Origin of the sequence: Nocardioides sp. YIM B13467, from assembly GCF_042788075.1 — a bacterium.
Taxonomy (GTDB): domain Bacteria; phylum Actinomycetota; class Actinomycetes; order Propionibacteriales; family Nocardioidaceae; genus Nocardioides.
The window spans coordinates 1-14,688 of the sequence record NZ_JBHZPJ010000029.1 but is presented as its reverse complement, the minus strand read 5'-3'; the positions used below and the strand labels follow the sequence as shown (position 1 = coordinate 14,688).

The window sequence follows — 14,688 nt, the reverse complement described above, 5'->3', positions numbered from 1 at the left end:
GCCTTCGGCGGCACCGGGTGATCACAGGCACGGACAGGAGAAGGGCCCGAGGCGATCGCCTCGGGCCCTTCTCCTTGCTGTGATCAGGTCAGGAGACGCTGAGGGTCATCGTGCCCCTGCGCTCGTCCGAGTAGAGCACCTTGATCTTGACGCCGCTGCCGGCGGTCTTGGTGGAGTGCGCCGGGTTCGACGCGTCCCAGTAGGCCGTCTCAGAGCTGTCGTAGAAGGTCGGCACGCTCTTGCGTCGCGGCACGTCGAGGACGTTGTTCGGAGCACCGGCGACCTCGTTCTCGAGGTGGAGCCGGTCGGTGCGGTCGACATCGAAGGTCGAGTCGTAGCCCTGGATCCGGTTGCGCGACAGGGTGCCGTTCGACCACTTCTGGACGCCAGCGGTGGAGTCGACGACCAGCGCCTGGCCACCGCCGGGGTGCTCGGAGGTGTTGTTGTCGCCGTAGGCGCCGTTCTGGTACCAGACCAGCAGACCGTCCTGGTAGGCGTAGTGGTCGACCTTGTCAGGCGCGGTGACCCCGTAGCCGAAGTTGTACGGACCCTCGGCCAGCGTCTTGTCGTAGCCCTTGTACTGCCGGTTCTCGGCGATGTAGAAGCGCGGGTACGTCGAGGTGTAGGTGCCGTCGGTGATGCCCATGTACTCCTTGTTGGTCCAGCCGTCGAAGGACGAGAAGTCCGTCGTGTAGGCCGAGCCGACCGAGAGGTCGTCGATGGCGAAGCCGTAGTAGGCGACGCCGCCGTCGTTCGCGGTGCGGAAGCGGAGCTTCACGTTCTGACCCGCGTACGCCGCCAGGTCAGCGGTCAGGTCCACGTACTCCTGCGGGTCGTGGTCGGCGCAGTTGCCGTCACAGGTGCTGTCGGAGGTGCCGTGGATGCCGTTGTTGTACTCGGCCGAGGACAGGTTCGTCGCCAGCGGGGTCGACCAGGTGGTGCCGCCGTCGGTGGAGGCCTCCAGGAAGGTGAAGTCGTACTCCGCCTCGAGGTCGTACTTGACCTTGGCCGAGAGCGTGCCGCCCGCGGGGACGGCGATCTCCGGGCTGACCGCGGTGGCGGTGCGGTCGTCGCCCTTGCCGGAGTAGAGGAACGACTTGCCCGACGTGCCGGAGCCGACGTCGTGGGTCGTCTCCCCGTCGGGCAGGTTGACCACGAGAGCCTGCGGGGTCTTCGCCCCGGTGTCGTGGAAGCTCGGACCAAGGGTCAGCTTCTTGGATGTACCGGCCTCGACGGTGTCGTAGTTGAGCCAGCCGAGGAAGAGCTTCTCCGGGGCGCCCATGTGGTTGGGGGTGGTGCCGATGGTGCCGTCACCGTGACCGAGCCACGAACCCGAGCTCATCAGGGTCCAGAAGCCGGTGCCGTTCTCGCCGCCCGCGGTGTCGTAGAAGTCCGGCAGACCGAGGTCGTGGCCGAACTCGTGCGCGAAGACGCCCAGGCCGCCGTTCTCGGGCTCGGTGGTGTAGTCGCGGATCCAGATGTCGGTGTTACCGATCTTGACGCCGCCGGCCTTCGGGAAGTTGGCCGGGCCGTCGGAGCCGGACGCGTTGGCGGCCCAGCGGTGCGACCAGATGCTCCACGGGGCGCCGCCGGCCTCCTCGCCGACACCGGAGTGGATCGCCTGGAAGTGGTCGATGTAGCCGTCGGCCTCGTTGAAGTTGCCGTCGCCATCGAGGTCGTAGCGGTCCCAGATGTCGTAGTCCTGGAGGTACGCCGTGATCTCGGCGTCGGTCTTGCCGGCCGCCTTCTGCGCGTCGTACCAGGCGTTGGCGCTGTCCTGGACGTAGTTCTTCATCGCGGCGGCGGTCTCGTCGCCCTTGTCGTTCTGGTAGTAGGACTCCGCGTGCGGAAGCGTCACCCAGTCGCTGACGTCGCCCTGGAGGTCGAAGCGGCCGCTCGACATCTCCTTGTAGACGTTGTGGAAGGACTCCGCGCCCTTCTCCTGGTTGAAGAACATGTCCATGTAGTGCTCGCGCGAGAAATCGTCCTCCCAGTAGGTGGAGTTGTCGTTCTCAGCGGGCGGCGCGATCTCGTTGTGGAGCGGGCCCGAGGTGTTGTCGGGGAAGGCCGGGTTGCCGCCTTCGCCGAACTCGACCAGGAAGCTCAGCAGCTGGGACTTCTCGGTGGGCTCGTGCTCCACCCAGCGGGCGTTCTTGCCCGAGCCCATCTTGACGACCTCGCTGCCGTTCTTCGTGACCGTCTGCTTCTCGCCCGTGGCGACGGCGGTGGCGGCGTTGGTCTTGAGCTCGCGGCGCTTGGTGTTGAGCGCGTCGGGCTTGTCATCGATCTTCTGCTTCACAGCAGCGGCGGCGGGGGTCCCCGAGTCCTCGACGGCGCTAGCCGACGAGTGGGTCAGGGCCACCGGCGTCACGCCTGCGACCGCAACCGCGGCGAGAACGCTGGTAAGGCGTCTGTTCATCGTTCCTCCGGAGTCTGGTGACATCGCGCACATCTGCCTTACCCGAGAACCGACCGGCGCGACGGGCCATCACGACAGAGATGGCTTCGGAGTACAACACCAAGCAACGGAGTTACCTGTAAAGGATTTGTCGCCTATTGGTCATGGGGAACGAAATTTCGTGGCGGGATTACGACATGCGCCCTGATCAACCCGCTTGACCAGCGATTTCGACGTGTTGAATCGCACACCTGTCATTCGCTACGACAGGTATTGACAGCACTCTCTGGCCCGCATTTGATGCCGAGATTGCATGCTTGTAATTGCCTGCGGATCGGGCAGGAGACTTGCATTTAACCGACCGCATTTGTTCCGCTGTCCGGCGAGATAGCCGGGATCGGGACAGATCCGGACGGTGTTGGGGGTGGGCCTCAGCGCGTAGATCACCAGATCTCGCAACACCGTTCGCCCGTGCCCGGGGACACCGAACATCGGAGCATCGTGCCCCCCAGCAGCACCAACTCGTGGTTCCGCAACATCGCTTCAACCCCCCGCCGTAAGGCCGTTCTGGTCGGCGGACTCGCCGCCGCAGTGGTCGCCGCAGGCGGCGCCGCGTACGGCGTCAAGACCTCCCAGACCGATGTCATCGTCTCGGTCGACGGCAAGGCCAAGGACGTCAGCGTCAACGCCGACACCGTCGGTGAGGTCCTCGAGGCCGAGGGCATCGAGATCGGCGACCGTGACGCGGTTGCTCCGTCGCTCGACACCGAGGTCGAGGACGGCAGCGCGATCAGCGTCCGCTACGCCCGTCAGCTGAGCCTCGAGGTCGACGGCAAGGCCCAGGACCACTGGGTCACCGCGACCACCGTCGGGGGCGCTCTCGCCGAGCTCGGCCGTGACTACGACCGGGCGGAGCTCTCGACCAGCCGCGGTGCCTACATCGGCCGCGACGGGATGTCGCTCGACGTCATCACGCCGAAGACCGTCAAGGTCGAGCTGGCGGGGAAGAAGACCAAGAAGGTCAGCGTGACCGCGCTGACCGTCGCCGACGCGTTGAAGGACCTCGGTGTCGACCTCGAGCGCCGGGACAAGGTCTCCCCGGCCTCTGACAAGGCTCTGAAGACCGGTCAGAAGATCGTCTTCACCGACTTCTCCGCGAAGAACAAGAAGGTTGCCCGCGAGACCATCGAGGCGCCGGTCAAGGAGATCGAGGACTCCTCGATGAACAAGGGTGACACCGAGGTCGTCGAGGAGGGCTCCGACGGGGTCCGTTCGGTGACGTACCGCATCTTCTACAAGAACGGCGACGTGGTCTCCCGCAAGGTCCTCGAGCAGAACGTCATCGAGGAGGCCGAGACCCGTGTGGTCAAGGTCGGCACCAAGGAGGAGGCCCCTGCGGCCAACTTCGCCGGCGGCAGCACCGTCTGGGACCAGCTCGCGCAGTGCGAGTCCGGTGGCAACTGGGCGATCAACACCGGCAACGGCTACTACGGCGGGCTGCAGTTCAACCTGCAGACCTGGCAGGCCTACGGTGGCTCCGGTCTCCCGAGCGAGAACAGCCGCGAGACCCAGATCGCGATCGCGACCAAGGTCCGTGACGCCAACGGTGGCTACGGCTCCTGGCCGCACTGCTCGCAGCAGCTCGGTCTGCCGCAGTAAGGCTGTTTCGGCCCTCGGGCCATAGTCTGTACCCATGACCGACCGCACCCCGCCGCGCCTGTTGGGCCCGGCGGAGGTGCGGTCGCTCGCATCCGAGCTCGATCTCCGCCCCACCAAGCAGCGCGGGCAGAACTTCGTGATCGACGCCAACACCGTGCGCCGGATCGTGCGCGAGTCCGGCGTCGGCACCGATGACGTCGTCGTCGAGGTCGGCCCCGGCCTAGGATCGCTCACCCTCGCCATCCTCGAGACCGGCGCGAAGGTGACCGCGATCGAGATCGACGAGGTCCTGGCGCAGCGGCTGCCGAGAACCATCCAGGAGTACGCCCCCGATCAGGCCGACGCGTTCAGCCTGCTCCGCGCGGACGCTCTCCGGGTCGACTCCGTCCCCGGCCCGCCGCCCACGGCCCTGGTCGCCAACCTGCCCTACAACGTCTCGGTGCCGGTCCTGCTGCACCTGATGGCGCTGCTGCCCTCCCTACGCCACGGGCTGGTGATGGTGCAGGCGGAGGTCGCCGACCGGCTGGCGGCCAAGCCCGGCTCCAAGGTCTACGGCGTCCCGTCGGTCAAGGCCGCCTGGTACGCCGAGGTACGCCGTGCCGGCGCGATCGGCCGCAACGTCTTCTGGCCGGCGCCCAACGTCGACTCCGGCCTCGTCTACTGGCGTCACCGGGAGCCTCCGTCGACCGCCGTCTCGCGCGAAGAGGTCTTCGCGGTCATCGACGCCGCGTTCGCGCAGCGTCGCAAGGCGCTGCGCGGCGTACTCAAGCCTCTGGCCGGTTCCGCCGACGCCGCCGAGAAGGCGCTCGTCGCGGCCGGGATCGACCCGCTGGCGCGCGGCGAGGCGCTGACCATCGCGGACTTCGTACGCATCACCGAATCGCTCCAAAGGGTTCCCTCATGACCGTCACCGTCCGCGCCGCCGCGAAGTTCAACCTCCACCTCGGCGTCGGGCCGGTCCGGGAGGACGGGTTCCATCCGCTGGCGACCGTCTACCAGGCGATCGGGCTCTACGACGACGTCACCGTGAGCGAGGCCGCCGAGTGGCAGGTCACGCTCACCGCGGAGGACCACATCGCGCTCGGCGAGATCCCGACCGGCGACGACAACATCGTCGTGCGGGCAGGCAAGGCTCTCGCCGCCCACCATGGCATCGACAAGGCCGCGAAGATCGCGATCCACAAGGGCATCCCGGTCGCCGGCGGTCTCGCCGGCGGCTCGGCCGACGCCGCGGCGACGCTCGTCGCGCTCGACCGCCTGTGGTCGCTGGAGACCTCCGACGAGGATCTGCTGAGCCTGGCGGGTCAGTTGGGCTCCGACGTACCGTTCGCGCTCATCGGCGCCACCGCCATCGGTGGCGGCCGTGGCGAGATCGTCGAGCCGGTCACCGACAACGGTTCCTGGTGGTGGGTCGCGGTCGGCAACGAGCAGGGACTCTCGACGCCGGCGGTCTACCGCGCCTTCGACGAGCTCGCCGGGACCGAGGTCGGCGACCCGCAGGTGCCCGAGAGCCTGCTCATGGCGCTGGAGAAGGGCGACGCGGAGCTCCTCGCCGAGGCACTCGCCAACGACCTGCAGGCCCCGGCGCTGGCGCTACGCCCCGACCTCGCCCAGACCTTCGCAGACGGCGCCGAGGCCGGTGCCCTGGCCGTGCAGCTCTCCGGCTCCGGCCCGACGGTACTGATGCTCTGCCGCGACGCCGCCCACGCCCGCGAGGTCGCCGGAGCGATGCAGGCCAAGGCGTACGACCGCGTCTGGACCGCTCCGGGCCCCGTCGCCGGCGCCCACGTCGTCACCTACTGACCCAACCCGCCGAGGCGTCAGCCACGTCGGCGAGGCGTCATGCACGTCGGCCGAGATGGCAGCGCTGAGCCATCTCGGCCGACGGGCGTGACGTGTCGGCCGACGTACGCGACGCCTCGGCCCGGGGTCAGGCGGCGCTGGAGACGACTTCGTCGGAGATCGCCGCGGCGGCGCGGCGCAGATGGCGGGTGATGCTGGCGGCGTTGAAACCGGCGGCGCTGCCGGATACGGAGACGGCGGCGATCGCACGGCCCTCGATCATGATCGGGACCGCGGCGCAGACGATGCCGAGCTGGGCCTCCTCGCGGTCGAAGGCGATGCGCTCGCTGTTGGCGCGGCGGAGCTCGGCGAGGAACTTCGCCGGGTCGCCGTGCGAGTGGCGGGTGCGCCTCACCAGGCCGGACTCGAGCACGGCCGCGATGTGGTTGCGGTCGCTGAACGAGAGGATCGCCTTGCCGAGCGCGGAGCAGGCCGCGGGCGCTCGCCCGCCGACGTACGTGTCCGGCTGGATGCCACCGCGACCGGTGATCTTCTCCAGGATGACGATGTCGGTGCCCTCGAGGATGGCGAGGTGCACGGTCTTGCCGGTCGCCACGTAGAGCTCGGCCAGATGCGGCATCGCGGTCTCCCGGATGCCCTGCGGGCGGCAGATCTGCACCGCGTTGCCGAGCTCGAAGAGGCGTCGACCGAGGACGTAGTGACGGCCGGTGCGCTCGACGTACCCGCTCTGCTCGAGGTGGCGCAGAAGGCGGAAGGCGGTCGACTTGGGAAGGCCCGCGGTGCGAGCGATCTCGCTGACCCCGAGCTTCGGGCCGGCTCCGAGAAATGCCTCCAGGATCTGGAGTGCCTTCGTCGCAGACGGGGTCGCCGAGGAGGTCGTCCTCGGGGCACCTTCATGGTCGTGCTGACTAGCCAGGGTGGGGATAGCAGTGACGCTCATGGGGGGATCTCCTTAATGAGACGGAGGCACCACGAAGGGGGGATCTGGGGCCTCCAACTCTCTGTGACAGCAGTCACTGTAACGATCGTTCCGGAGGTTGTGGAGCAAATGTTGGATAAATCTCATTCCTGACCTGCGGAAATAGATGACACGGCATACAGTTCGATGCGTTTCCGCCCGTTAGCGCCGTAAACCCTCTGTGGACCTACGGTAGTAGGTCAGTGACTGATCTGTGTATGAAACGGCGTAGCCGTCACCAGTCGCGCCAGCAGGTCCGAGGTCGTGGCCGGTGGCATGTCGGCGCTGTCGAGCGCCTCGGCAAAGAGAAGTCCGTCTGCGATCACCAGCAGCAGCGCGGCCATCTCGTCGGCGTGCGCCGACCCGTCGCCACCGAGAGCTCCGCGGAACCAGCCGGCGAAGTCCTCGCGCGACTGGCGGCGTACGGCGAGGAACCGGTCGCGGCCGGGAAGTGGCTCAGCCCGCTTCGGCAGCACCAGCATCAAGCCGATCCGCAGGAACGGGGGCAGCCGGCGCAGGCTGGCCACCAGCGGCCTCAGCATCAGGGGGAGCTCGGTGGCGCAGTCGCAGTCCGGGCTCGGTGGCTGCCACGAGGACTGGGTGCTGATCCAGGCGCGGTAGGAGTCGTCCACCGCGGCCGAGAACAGGTCGTCCTTGTTCGCGAAGTGCCAGTAGACGGAGGAGGCCGGAAGCTCCGCCGCGGCGCAGATCCGGCTGATCGAGGCGCCCTCGTAGCCGCTCTCCGCGGCTACCTCCAGCGCTGCCGCGACGAGCTTCTCGCGGCTGCTGCTCCTGCCTTCGTACGTCACCGGCGGCAGCTCCACGGGCTCGGGGACGGCCGCCGGGTCCTGCTTCCGGAGATGGTCCGCGACCTCGGCCAGCCCGTCGGCCAGCCGCTGCCGGAGCGGGTCGAGCTCGGCGTACTCGTCGGTCTGGGCCTGGATGAAGAGACCGTCGTGGGCGGCGAGCGTCAGCCGCGCGAGGGTCTCGATGTGCGCGGCCGGAAGGTCGACCGCCTCGGCCCACCACCGCTCGAACTCGGCGAGCGTCTGGGTGCGGATCTGGAGGAAGCGCTCGCGCGGGCCGTCGCCGACCGTCGGTCCGGACTCGAGCGCGAGCATCAGGCCCATCCGCCACCAGTCGGCCTTGGCGCCGTGGGTGTCCGACGTCGTACGCCGCAGGTTGGCCAGCAGGCCCTTGCGCAGGTCATCGCCGGTCGGTGTCGGCTCCCACCGTGGGGCGATGTCGTTCCAGCGGGTGTAGCCGTGCTCGAGCGCCTCTGCGAGCAGCTGGTCCTTGCTGGAGAAGTGCCAGTAGAGGGAGGACGGCGGGAGGCCGGTCGCGCGACGGACCAGCGCCATCGTCGTGCCGACATAGCCACGCTCGGCGGCCAGCCGGAGCGCTGCTTCGAGGATCATCTGACGCGAGCCGTGCGTGTGCTCGCGGAGCGTCGTCTTCTCGGCCATTGCACTGAGTCTAAGCAGGTCAGGGGCTCTTCGTCCGCCCGGTGTGCCGCTGGGTGGCCGCCGCGATGCTGGCTGCCTCACCGCCCTCGGGGACAATGGGAGACGATATGGCGAACCTCCTCAACCTCGAGCACGTCTCCAAGGCGTACGGCATCCGGCCCCTCCTCGACGACGTCTCCCTCGGCATCAACGCCGGCGACCGGGTCGGCATCGTCGGCCGCAACGGCGACGGGAAGACGACGCTTCTGCAGGTGATGACCGGCCTGGAGGAGCCAGACTCCGGTCGCGTCTCGCGCCAGCGTGGCCTGCTCGTCGGGTTCCTGCACCAGGGTGACCAGCTCATCGACTCCCACACCGTGCGCGAGGCGGTGCTCGGCGGGCGGTCCGACCACGAGTGGGCCGGCGTCCCCGTGCTCCGTGAGATCGTCGAACAGCTCTTGGCCGGGATCGATCTCGACCGTTCTGTCATGGGCCTCTCCGGTGGCGAGCGCCGTCGCTGTGCCCTGGCCGAGCTGCTCTTGGGGGACCACGACCTGATCGTGCTCGACGAGCCCACCAACCACCTCGACGTCGAGGCCGTGGCCTGGCTCGCTTCGCACCTGGCGGCGCGCGCGTCCGCGCTGGTCGTGGTCACCCACGACCGCTGGTTCCTCGACGCGGTGTGCCAGTTCACCTGGGAGGTCCACGACGGCCAGGTCGACGCCTACGAGGGTGGCTATGCCGCCTTCGTCCTCGCCAAGGCCGAAAGGTCCCGTCAAGCTGCCGCCACCGAGGTACGCCGCCAGAACCTGGTCCGCAAGGAGCTGGCCTGGCTGCGCCGCGGCGCCCCGGCGCGTACGTCGAAGCCGAAGTTCCGCATCGACGCCGCCAACCAGCTCATCGAGGACGTACCTCCGCCGCGCGACCGCTTCGAGCTGCAGAAGTTCGCTGCCCAGCGGCTCGGCAAGGACGTCATCGACGTCGAGGACGTCGACCTCTTCCGCGGCGAGCGGCAGCTGCTGTCGCACGCCACCTGGCGCATCGGCCCGGGAGACCGGATCGGCATCGTCGGCGTCAACGGTGCCGGCAAGACCTCGGTGCTATCGCTGCTGGACGGCTCTCTCCCGCCTGCGGTGGGGAAGGTACGCCACGGCCGCACCATCGCTCTCCAGCACCTGACCCAGCAGCTCGACGACCTCGACCCGGAGGCGCGAGTCCTCCCGACCGTCGAGTCGATCAAGCGGGTCACCAAGACCACCGACGGTCAGGAGCTCTCGGCGACCTCGATGCTCGAGCGCTTCGGCTTCACCGGCGACAAGCTGGTCACCCGCATCGGCGACCTCTCCGGAGGCGAGCGCCGCCGCTTCCAACTGCTGCGCCTGCTGCTCACCGAGCCGAACGTCCTGCTGCTCGACGAACCGACCAACGACCTCGACATCGAGACGCTCAACGTCCTCGAGGACTTCCTCGACGCCTGGCCCGGCACCCTGATCGTCGTCTCCCACGACCGCTACTTCCTCGAGCGCGTCACCGACTCCGTCTGGGCCCTCCTCGGCGACGGTCAGATCTCCATGCTCCCGCGTGGCGTCGACGAGTATCTCGAGCGCCGCCTCCCCATCCCCGCCGAGGCGTCAGCCCCGCAGGCCGAGGCGTCACGCGCGTCGGCCGAGACGGCAGCGGGTGGCTCGTCGAAGGCCAAGCCCGGCTCTGCCGACGAGCGAGCGGCGAAGAAGGTCATCGCCAGGATCGACAAGCAGCTCGAGCGGATCGGCGAGCAGCAGCAGAAGCTCGAGCTCGCGATGGCCGAGTCGGTCAACGACTACACCCGGCTCGCCGAGCTCAGCGCTGAGCTGGATCGGCTCGCCGCGGAGAAGGACGACCTCGAGCTGGAGTGGCTCGAAGCCGCCGAGGTCCTGGAGTAGCGCCCTTCGGGAATTGCTGGTCGGCGGCTCGCGCAGCGTGTAACACGTTGTTCGTACGACTACTCGCCCTATGAGAACGACCGGATAGTCCTACGAACAGCGTGTTACACGGCTCGCCGATCCGCGCTGCGGGGTGTTGGTCAGGATGAGAACGGGACCAGCAGCCGGCGCAGGAGGTCGGTGAGCTGGTTCTGCTGATCGTCGGAGAGGCCGTCGAGGAACTCCCGCTCGGCCGCGAGCAGCGCCTCGAAGGCGCTGTCGACGGTCGCCTTGCCGTCGGGGGTGAGCCGGACGAGGACGCCTCGCCGGTCGGCCGGATCCGGCAGCCGCTCGACCAGACCGCGGGAGGCGAGCCGGTCGACGCGGTTGGTCATGGTCCCGCTGGTCACCAGGGTCTCGCGCAGCAGCCGGCCGGGGGAGAGCTCGTAGGGGTCGCCCGCTCGGCGCAGCGCGGCAAGTACGTCGAACTCCCACGACTCGATCCCGGAGCCCGAGAACGCGTCGCGTCGAGCGAGGTCGAGGTGACGCGAGAGGCGGGAGAGACGCGAGAAGATCTCGACGGGACCCAGGTCCAGGTCGGGCCGCTCGTGTGCCCAGGCCTCGCTCAGGTCGTCGACTTCGTCGCGCATGGCGAGAGCGTAGCCCAAGTTCGCCTCATCGAGAATCTTGACATCGAGACAAGTCGGCGAGACGATCAGAATATCTTGACATCAAGAGAAATCGAGAGGACGTACGCCATGACCGCATGGGATCCCGAGCGCTACCTGACCTACTCCGACGAGCGAGGTCGGCCGTTCGTCGACCTCCTTCGCCGGGTCGACGCGGACCGTCCGAAGACCGTCATCGATCTGGGCTGCGGCCCCGGCAACCTGACCGCACTCGCGGCCGGCCGCTGGCCGGAAGCCAGGGTCGTCGGCCTCGACTCCAGTGCGCCGATGATCGACAAGGCGCGCGCGACCATCGAGGGTGTCGACTTCGCGGTGGCGGATCTGCGTGACTGGGCCGACTCGGTCGTGCCGGGATCGGTCGACGTACTCCTCTCCAACGCCACCCTGCAGTGGGTCCCCGGTCATCTGGACCTGCTTCCTTCGCTCGCCGCCGCGGTCGGGGAGAGCGGCTGGTTCGCCTTCCAGGTCCCGGGCAACTTCGGCGAGCCCAGCCACCGGCTCCGCGAGGACCTCGCCGCCGAGGAGCCCTACGCCGAGCACACCCGTCACCTCGAGGCGCCCGGTTCGCGCGACCCGGCCGACTACTACGACGTGCTGGTGGGAGAGGGCTTCGAGGTGGATGCCTGGGAGACGACGTACCTCCACGTGCTGACCGGGGACGACCCGGTCTTCACCTGGATCGCCGGTACGAGCCTCCGTCCGACGGCTGCAGCGCTGGAGCAGGCCGGTCTCTTCGAGTCGTTCGCCGAGGAGCTCAAGAACCGTCTGGCACAGGCCTATCCCGTACGAAACGATTCGGTAGGAAACAGTTTCGTCCTGCTTCCGTTCCGCCGCGTCTTCGTGGTCGCCCGCAGACTGGAGGCATGATGCGCATCCATCACGTGCAGGTCGGAATGCCCGCCGGCCATGAGGACGAGGCCCGGACCTTCTATGCCGACGGCCTCGGGCTGACCGAGGTGCCGAAGCCGGCAGAGCTGGCCAAGCGCGGTGGCGCCTGGTTCCGCTCACCGGGCGGCGCGGAGGTCCATCTCGGTGTCGAGGATCCGCACCGACCGCAGGTCAAGGCCCATCCCGCTCTCGCGGTCGAGACCGAGGCAGACCTGGAGGCCATGGGCGAGAGGCTGGCCGACCTCGGCTTCGACGTCGACTGGAGCCAGCGCCACAACGCCGAGGGCTTCCAGCGCTTCCATGTCCGCGATCCGTTCGGCAACCGCGTCGAGATCGCGTGGCAGACGGACAACTAGCACGAACTTTGGTCCCGTGTAGGCGAAAACCGGAATCAACCAAAAAGAACCGTAACGCCAACTGGTCTGGACCGTTGTCCCCCGGGGGATACAACAACGAGCCAGGAATGATGCCAGAAACGATGGAAGGCAAGACTTTGACTGACGACGTGACCGTCCCCCAGCCTCGGGACGCGGAGACGACGAGCGTGGTCAATCGAGTCCGCCGGGCTCAGGGCCAGCTCGGTGGCGTGCTCCGCATGATCGAAGACGGCCGTGAGCTCGCCGATGTGGTCGGCCAGCTCAAGGCAGTGACCCGCGCCCTCGACAAGGCGGCTTTCGCGCTGCTCTCCAACGAGCTGCGCCGCGCGCACGCCGACGGAGATCGCCCGGAGCAGATCGAGGAGCTCGAGAAGGTCTTCCTCTCCCTCTCCTGATCTCGGGCCAGGAGAGGGGAGGAGGTTACCCTCGGGTAACCTGACTGCCATGAGCCAGCTCTACGACCTCTGGAAGTCCTTCAACCGTGTCCCGGTTGTCGGCAAGCGAGCATTCTCGGTCGCTTTCGCGAAGAAGGCGCCCTACTTCGGGTCCATCCACCCGCTGGTCAACCAGCTGCGACCCAACTACGCCGAGGTCATCGTCCCCAACCGCAAGGGCAACCACAACCACATCGGCACCGTTCACGCCATCGCGCTGTGCAACGGTCTCGAGATGGCGATGGGCGCCCTTGCGGAGGTCACCATCCCGCGCGACAAGCGCTGGATCCCCAAGGGGATGACCGTCTCCTACACCGCCAAGGCCTCCACCGACATCACCTGCATCGCGGAGACCGACCAGGAGCAGTGGGACACCGCCGACGGAGATCTCGCGGTGCGCGTCAAGGGCATCCGTGAGGACGGCACCGTGGCCATCGAGGGCACGATCAACCTCTGGGTGACCCCGAAGAAGAAGTAAGAGCAGGTACGCAACGGCCCGCCGCCCCGACGAGGGGCAGCGGGCCGTTTTCGTGCGCTGACGCCTAGGCTGGGCCGCCGGGGCCCATGGCGTTGCTCTTCTGAACGAGCGCGGCCTCGTCGGCGACCGGGTCGATCGCGTCAGCGTGACCAACCGGGGCTGCGGTGCGTCCCACGCGCCGAGTGCGGACTTCGGCGTAGTTGGCGAGGAGTCCGAGGATCGTGTTGAGGGTGATGTAGATCGCGGCGACCACGATCGCTGCCGGGAGCAGGTTGTCGAAGTTGCCGTCGAGCTTGACGATCTGATTGAGCAGCTCGCTGTAGGCGAGGATGTAGCCGAGGGCGGTGTCCTTGAGGAGCACCACCAGCTGAGCGATGATCGCCGGAAGCATCGAGCGCACCGCCTGAGGCAGCAGGATCGCACGCATCACCTGCCCGTCCGTGAGCCCGACCGCGACACCGGCCTCCGTCTGCCCCTTGGGCAGCGCGCCGACGCCGGCTCGGATGATCTCGGCGAGGACGGAGCCGTTGTAGAGCATCAGGCCGAGGACGACCGCCCAGAAGACGTCGGTGTCGAATCCGAGCGGCGCCTGCATGAAGTAGATGAACATCATCAGCAGGAGCATCGGGATCGAGCGGAAGAACTCGATGACCACCGCCGAAGGCAGGCTGACGAGCTTGCTCTGGGAGAGCCGGCCGACGGCGAACACGAATCCGAAGGCGAGCGCGAGGACCGAGCCGACCGCGAAGGCCTTCAGCGTGCCGATGATGCCGGGGATGAGGAAGTTCTCCCAGGCGGGTGACTCGAGGAACGGTGTCCACTTCTCGGCTGCCCACTGGCCGGTCTCATCGAACTTCGACCAGACGAACCAGGCGATGGCCAGGAGCACCACCAAGGTGACAGCGGAGTAGACCCGGTTGAGCGCCTTGGCGCGCGGGCCGGGGGCGTCGTAGAGGACGGAGGCGGCCATTATCGGATCACCGCGAATCGCTTGGAGGCCCAGTTGGCGACGAAGCCGATGGGCAGGGTCAGGATCATGAAGCCGATCGCGAAGATGATGAAGATCAGCAGGATCTGGTCGGCCTCGTTCTCCATCATGGTCTTCATCTGGCCCGATGCTTCGTTGACGCCGGTCGCGGTGACGACACCGATGGTGACGGCGACGGTGGTGTTCTTGGTCATTGCGATCAACACGCTGGCCAGCGGGTTGATGACCGAGCGCAGCGCCTGCGGCAGAACGACGTAAGTGAGGTTCTGGGTGAAGGTGAGTCCGATCGCCCGAGCCGCTTCGGCCTGTCCGAGCGGCACCGTGTTGATGCCGGCACGGAGCACCTCGCACACGAACGTCGAGGTGTAGATCCCCAGCGCCAGGACCGCGAGACGGAAGTTGTTCTCGTAGAGGTCGTCAGGCGCGGGGTTGAACCCCAGCTGATAAGCGAGCCCGAAGAGCGCGAAGAACATCACCAGCGTCAGCGGCGTGTTGCGGAGCGTATAGACGACGGCCGCACCGACGAACCGCAGCACCGGCACCGGGGACACCCGGAAGACGGCGAGCACGGTGCCGAGGATGAGCGCGAAGATGCCGCTGTAGACGGCAAGCCTCAGAGTCAGCCCGAACGAGGTCAGGATGGCTGACCCATACTCTGAGAAGAGGTCCA

At 67.7% G+C, this 14,688-nt stretch carries 14 protein-coding genes; 8 read left to right on the top strand and 6 right to left on the bottom strand.

Annotated features, from left to right (window positions below; translation table 11 throughout):
• Nucleotides 1-88: 88 nt before the first annotated feature.
• Nucleotides 89-2,419, bottom strand: a complete 2,331-nt coding sequence (locus ACFX43_RS06545; RefSeq protein WP_378818476.1) for an immune inhibitor A domain-containing protein — start codon at nucleotides 2,417-2,419, stop codon at nucleotides 89-91.
• Nucleotides 2,420-2,899: 480 nt separating this feature from the next.
• On the opposite strand from ACFX43_RS06545, the gene ACFX43_RS06540 reads away from it, so the two are divergent.
• Genes ACFX43_RS06540 through ACFX43_RS06530 form a run of 3 tightly spaced genes read left to right on the top strand, consistent with a single transcriptional unit; the run spans nucleotide 2,900 to nucleotide 5,860 of the window.
• Nucleotides 2,900-4,057, top strand: coding sequence for a ubiquitin-like domain-containing protein (locus ACFX43_RS06540; RefSeq protein ID WP_378818473.1), 1,158 nt, complete (start codon nucleotides 2,900-2,902; stop codon nucleotides 4,055-4,057).
• Between the two features lie 34 nt (nucleotides 4,058-4,091).
• Entirely contained in the window at nucleotides 4,092-4,961 is an 870-nt protein-coding gene (gene rsmA, locus ACFX43_RS06535; protein ID WP_378818469.1) for a 16S rRNA (adenine(1518)-N(6)/adenine(1519)-N(6))-dimethyltransferase RsmA, read from the top strand.
• A complete protein-coding gene (locus tag ACFX43_RS06530; RefSeq protein WP_378818466.1) occupies nucleotides 4,958-5,860 on the top strand; it encodes a 4-(cytidine 5'-diphospho)-2-C-methyl-D-erythritol kinase in 903 nt (300 codons plus the stop codon). Before rsmA ends, ACFX43_RS06530 begins: the two co-directional genes overlap by 4 nt.
• 127 nt (nucleotides 5,861-5,987) lie before the next feature.
• Here the strand turns inward: ACFX43_RS06530 and ACFX43_RS06525 are convergent, their stop codons facing one another.
• Nucleotides 5,988-6,800, bottom strand: coding sequence for an IclR family transcriptional regulator (locus tag ACFX43_RS06525; RefSeq protein ID WP_160158759.1), 813 nt, complete (start codon nucleotides 6,798-6,800; stop codon nucleotides 5,988-5,990).
• A 218-nt stretch (nucleotides 6,801-7,018) separates the two neighbouring features.
• Nucleotides 7,019-8,284, bottom strand: a complete 1,266-nt coding sequence (locus tag ACFX43_RS06520; protein WP_378818463.1) for a TetR/AcrR family transcriptional regulator — start codon at nucleotides 8,282-8,284, stop codon at nucleotides 7,019-7,021.
• 107 nt (nucleotides 8,285-8,391) lie between these two features.
• On the opposite strand from ACFX43_RS06520, the gene ACFX43_RS06515 reads away from it, so the two are divergent.
• Nucleotides 8,392-10,185, top strand: coding sequence for an ATP-binding cassette domain-containing protein (locus ACFX43_RS06515; RefSeq protein ID WP_378818460.1), 1,794 nt, complete (start codon nucleotides 8,392-8,394; stop codon nucleotides 10,183-10,185).
• A 140-nt stretch (nucleotides 10,186-10,325) separates the two neighbouring features.
• Here the strand turns inward: ACFX43_RS06515 and ACFX43_RS06510 are convergent, their stop codons facing one another.
• Entirely contained in the window at nucleotides 10,326-10,814 is a 489-nt protein-coding gene (locus ACFX43_RS06510) for a MarR family winged helix-turn-helix transcriptional regulator (RefSeq protein WP_378818457.1), read from the bottom strand.
• Between the two features lie 108 nt (nucleotides 10,815-10,922).
• Here ACFX43_RS06510 and ACFX43_RS06505 point away from each other — a divergent pair, with 108 nt between their 5' ends.
• The 4 genes from ACFX43_RS06505 (at nucleotide 10,923) to ACFX43_RS06490 (ending at nucleotide 13,030) form a co-directional block, all read left to right on the top strand.
• Nucleotides 10,923-11,720, top strand: coding sequence for a methyltransferase domain-containing protein (locus ACFX43_RS06505; protein ID WP_378818455.1), 798 nt, complete (start codon nucleotides 10,923-10,925; stop codon nucleotides 11,718-11,720).
• On the top strand, nucleotides 11,717-12,097 hold the full coding sequence (locus tag ACFX43_RS06500; RefSeq protein WP_378818452.1) for a VOC family protein: 381 nt from the start codon (nucleotides 11,717-11,719) through the stop codon (nucleotides 12,095-12,097). Before ACFX43_RS06505 ends, ACFX43_RS06500 begins: the two co-directional genes overlap by 4 nt.
• A gap of 149 nt (nucleotides 12,098-12,246) precedes the next feature.
• Nucleotides 12,247-12,513, top strand: coding sequence for a metal-sensitive transcriptional regulator (locus ACFX43_RS06495; protein ID WP_008362591.1), 267 nt, complete (start codon nucleotides 12,247-12,249; stop codon nucleotides 12,511-12,513).
• A 49-nt stretch (nucleotides 12,514-12,562) separates the two neighbouring features.
• Nucleotides 12,563-13,030 carry a hotdog fold domain-containing protein gene (locus ACFX43_RS06490; protein WP_350829608.1) on the top strand — a complete coding sequence of 156 codons (468 nt, stop codon included), beginning with the start codon at nucleotides 12,563-12,565 and terminating at the stop codon, nucleotides 13,028-13,030.
• 64 nt (nucleotides 13,031-13,094) lie between these two features.
• Here the strand turns inward: ACFX43_RS06490 and ACFX43_RS06485 are convergent, their stop codons facing one another.
• Together ACFX43_RS06485 and ACFX43_RS06480 are read right to left on the bottom strand one after the other, a co-directional pair.
• On the bottom strand, nucleotides 13,095-14,000 hold the full coding sequence (locus tag ACFX43_RS06485; protein WP_378818450.1) for an amino acid ABC transporter permease: 906 nt from the start codon (nucleotides 13,998-14,000) through the stop codon (nucleotides 13,095-13,097).
• Nucleotides 14,000-14,688, bottom strand: a 689-nt coding sequence (locus tag ACFX43_RS06480) for an amino acid ABC transporter permease (protein WP_378818448.1), incomplete at its 5' end; no start/stop codon positions are given. The genes ACFX43_RS06485 and ACFX43_RS06480, both read right to left, overlap by 1 nt.

Coding starts and splice junctions, on each gene's coding strand:
- ACFX43_RS06530 (WP_378818466.1), top strand. CDS start 4,958: ATGACCGTCACCGTCCGCGCCGCCGCGAAGTTCAACCTCCACCTCGGC.
- ACFX43_RS06500 (WP_378818452.1), top strand. CDS start 11,717: ATGATGCGCATCCATCACGTGCAGGTCGGAATGCCCGCCGGCCATGAG.
- ACFX43_RS06510 (WP_378818457.1), bottom strand. CDS start 10,814: ATGCGCGACGAAGTCGACGACCTGAGCGAGGCCTGGGCACACGAGCGG.
- ACFX43_RS06520 (WP_378818463.1), bottom strand. CDS start 8,284: ATGGCCGAGAAGACGACGCTCCGCGAGCACACGCACGGCTCGCGTCAG.
- ACFX43_RS06485 (WP_378818450.1), bottom strand. CDS start 14,000: ATGGCCGCCTCCGTCCTCTACGACGCCCCCGGCCCGCGCGCCAAGGCG.
- ACFX43_RS06505 (WP_378818455.1), top strand. CDS start 10,923: ATGACCGCATGGGATCCCGAGCGCTACCTGACCTACTCCGACGAGCGA.
- ACFX43_RS06515 (WP_378818460.1), top strand. CDS start 8,392: ATGGCGAACCTCCTCAACCTCGAGCACGTCTCCAAGGCGTACGGCATC.
- ACFX43_RS06545 (WP_378818476.1), bottom strand. CDS start 2,419: ATGAACAGACGCCTTACCAGCGTTCTCGCCGCGGTTGCGGTCGCAGGC.
- ACFX43_RS06490 (WP_350829608.1), top strand. CDS start 12,563: ATGAGCCAGCTCTACGACCTCTGGAAGTCCTTCAACCGTGTCCCGGTT.
- rsmA (WP_378818469.1), top strand. CDS start 4,092: ATGACCGACCGCACCCCGCCGCGCCTGTTGGGCCCGGCGGAGGTGCGG.
- ACFX43_RS06525 (WP_160158759.1), bottom strand. CDS start 6,800: ATGAGCGTCACTGCTATCCCCACCCTGGCTAGTCAGCACGACCATGAA.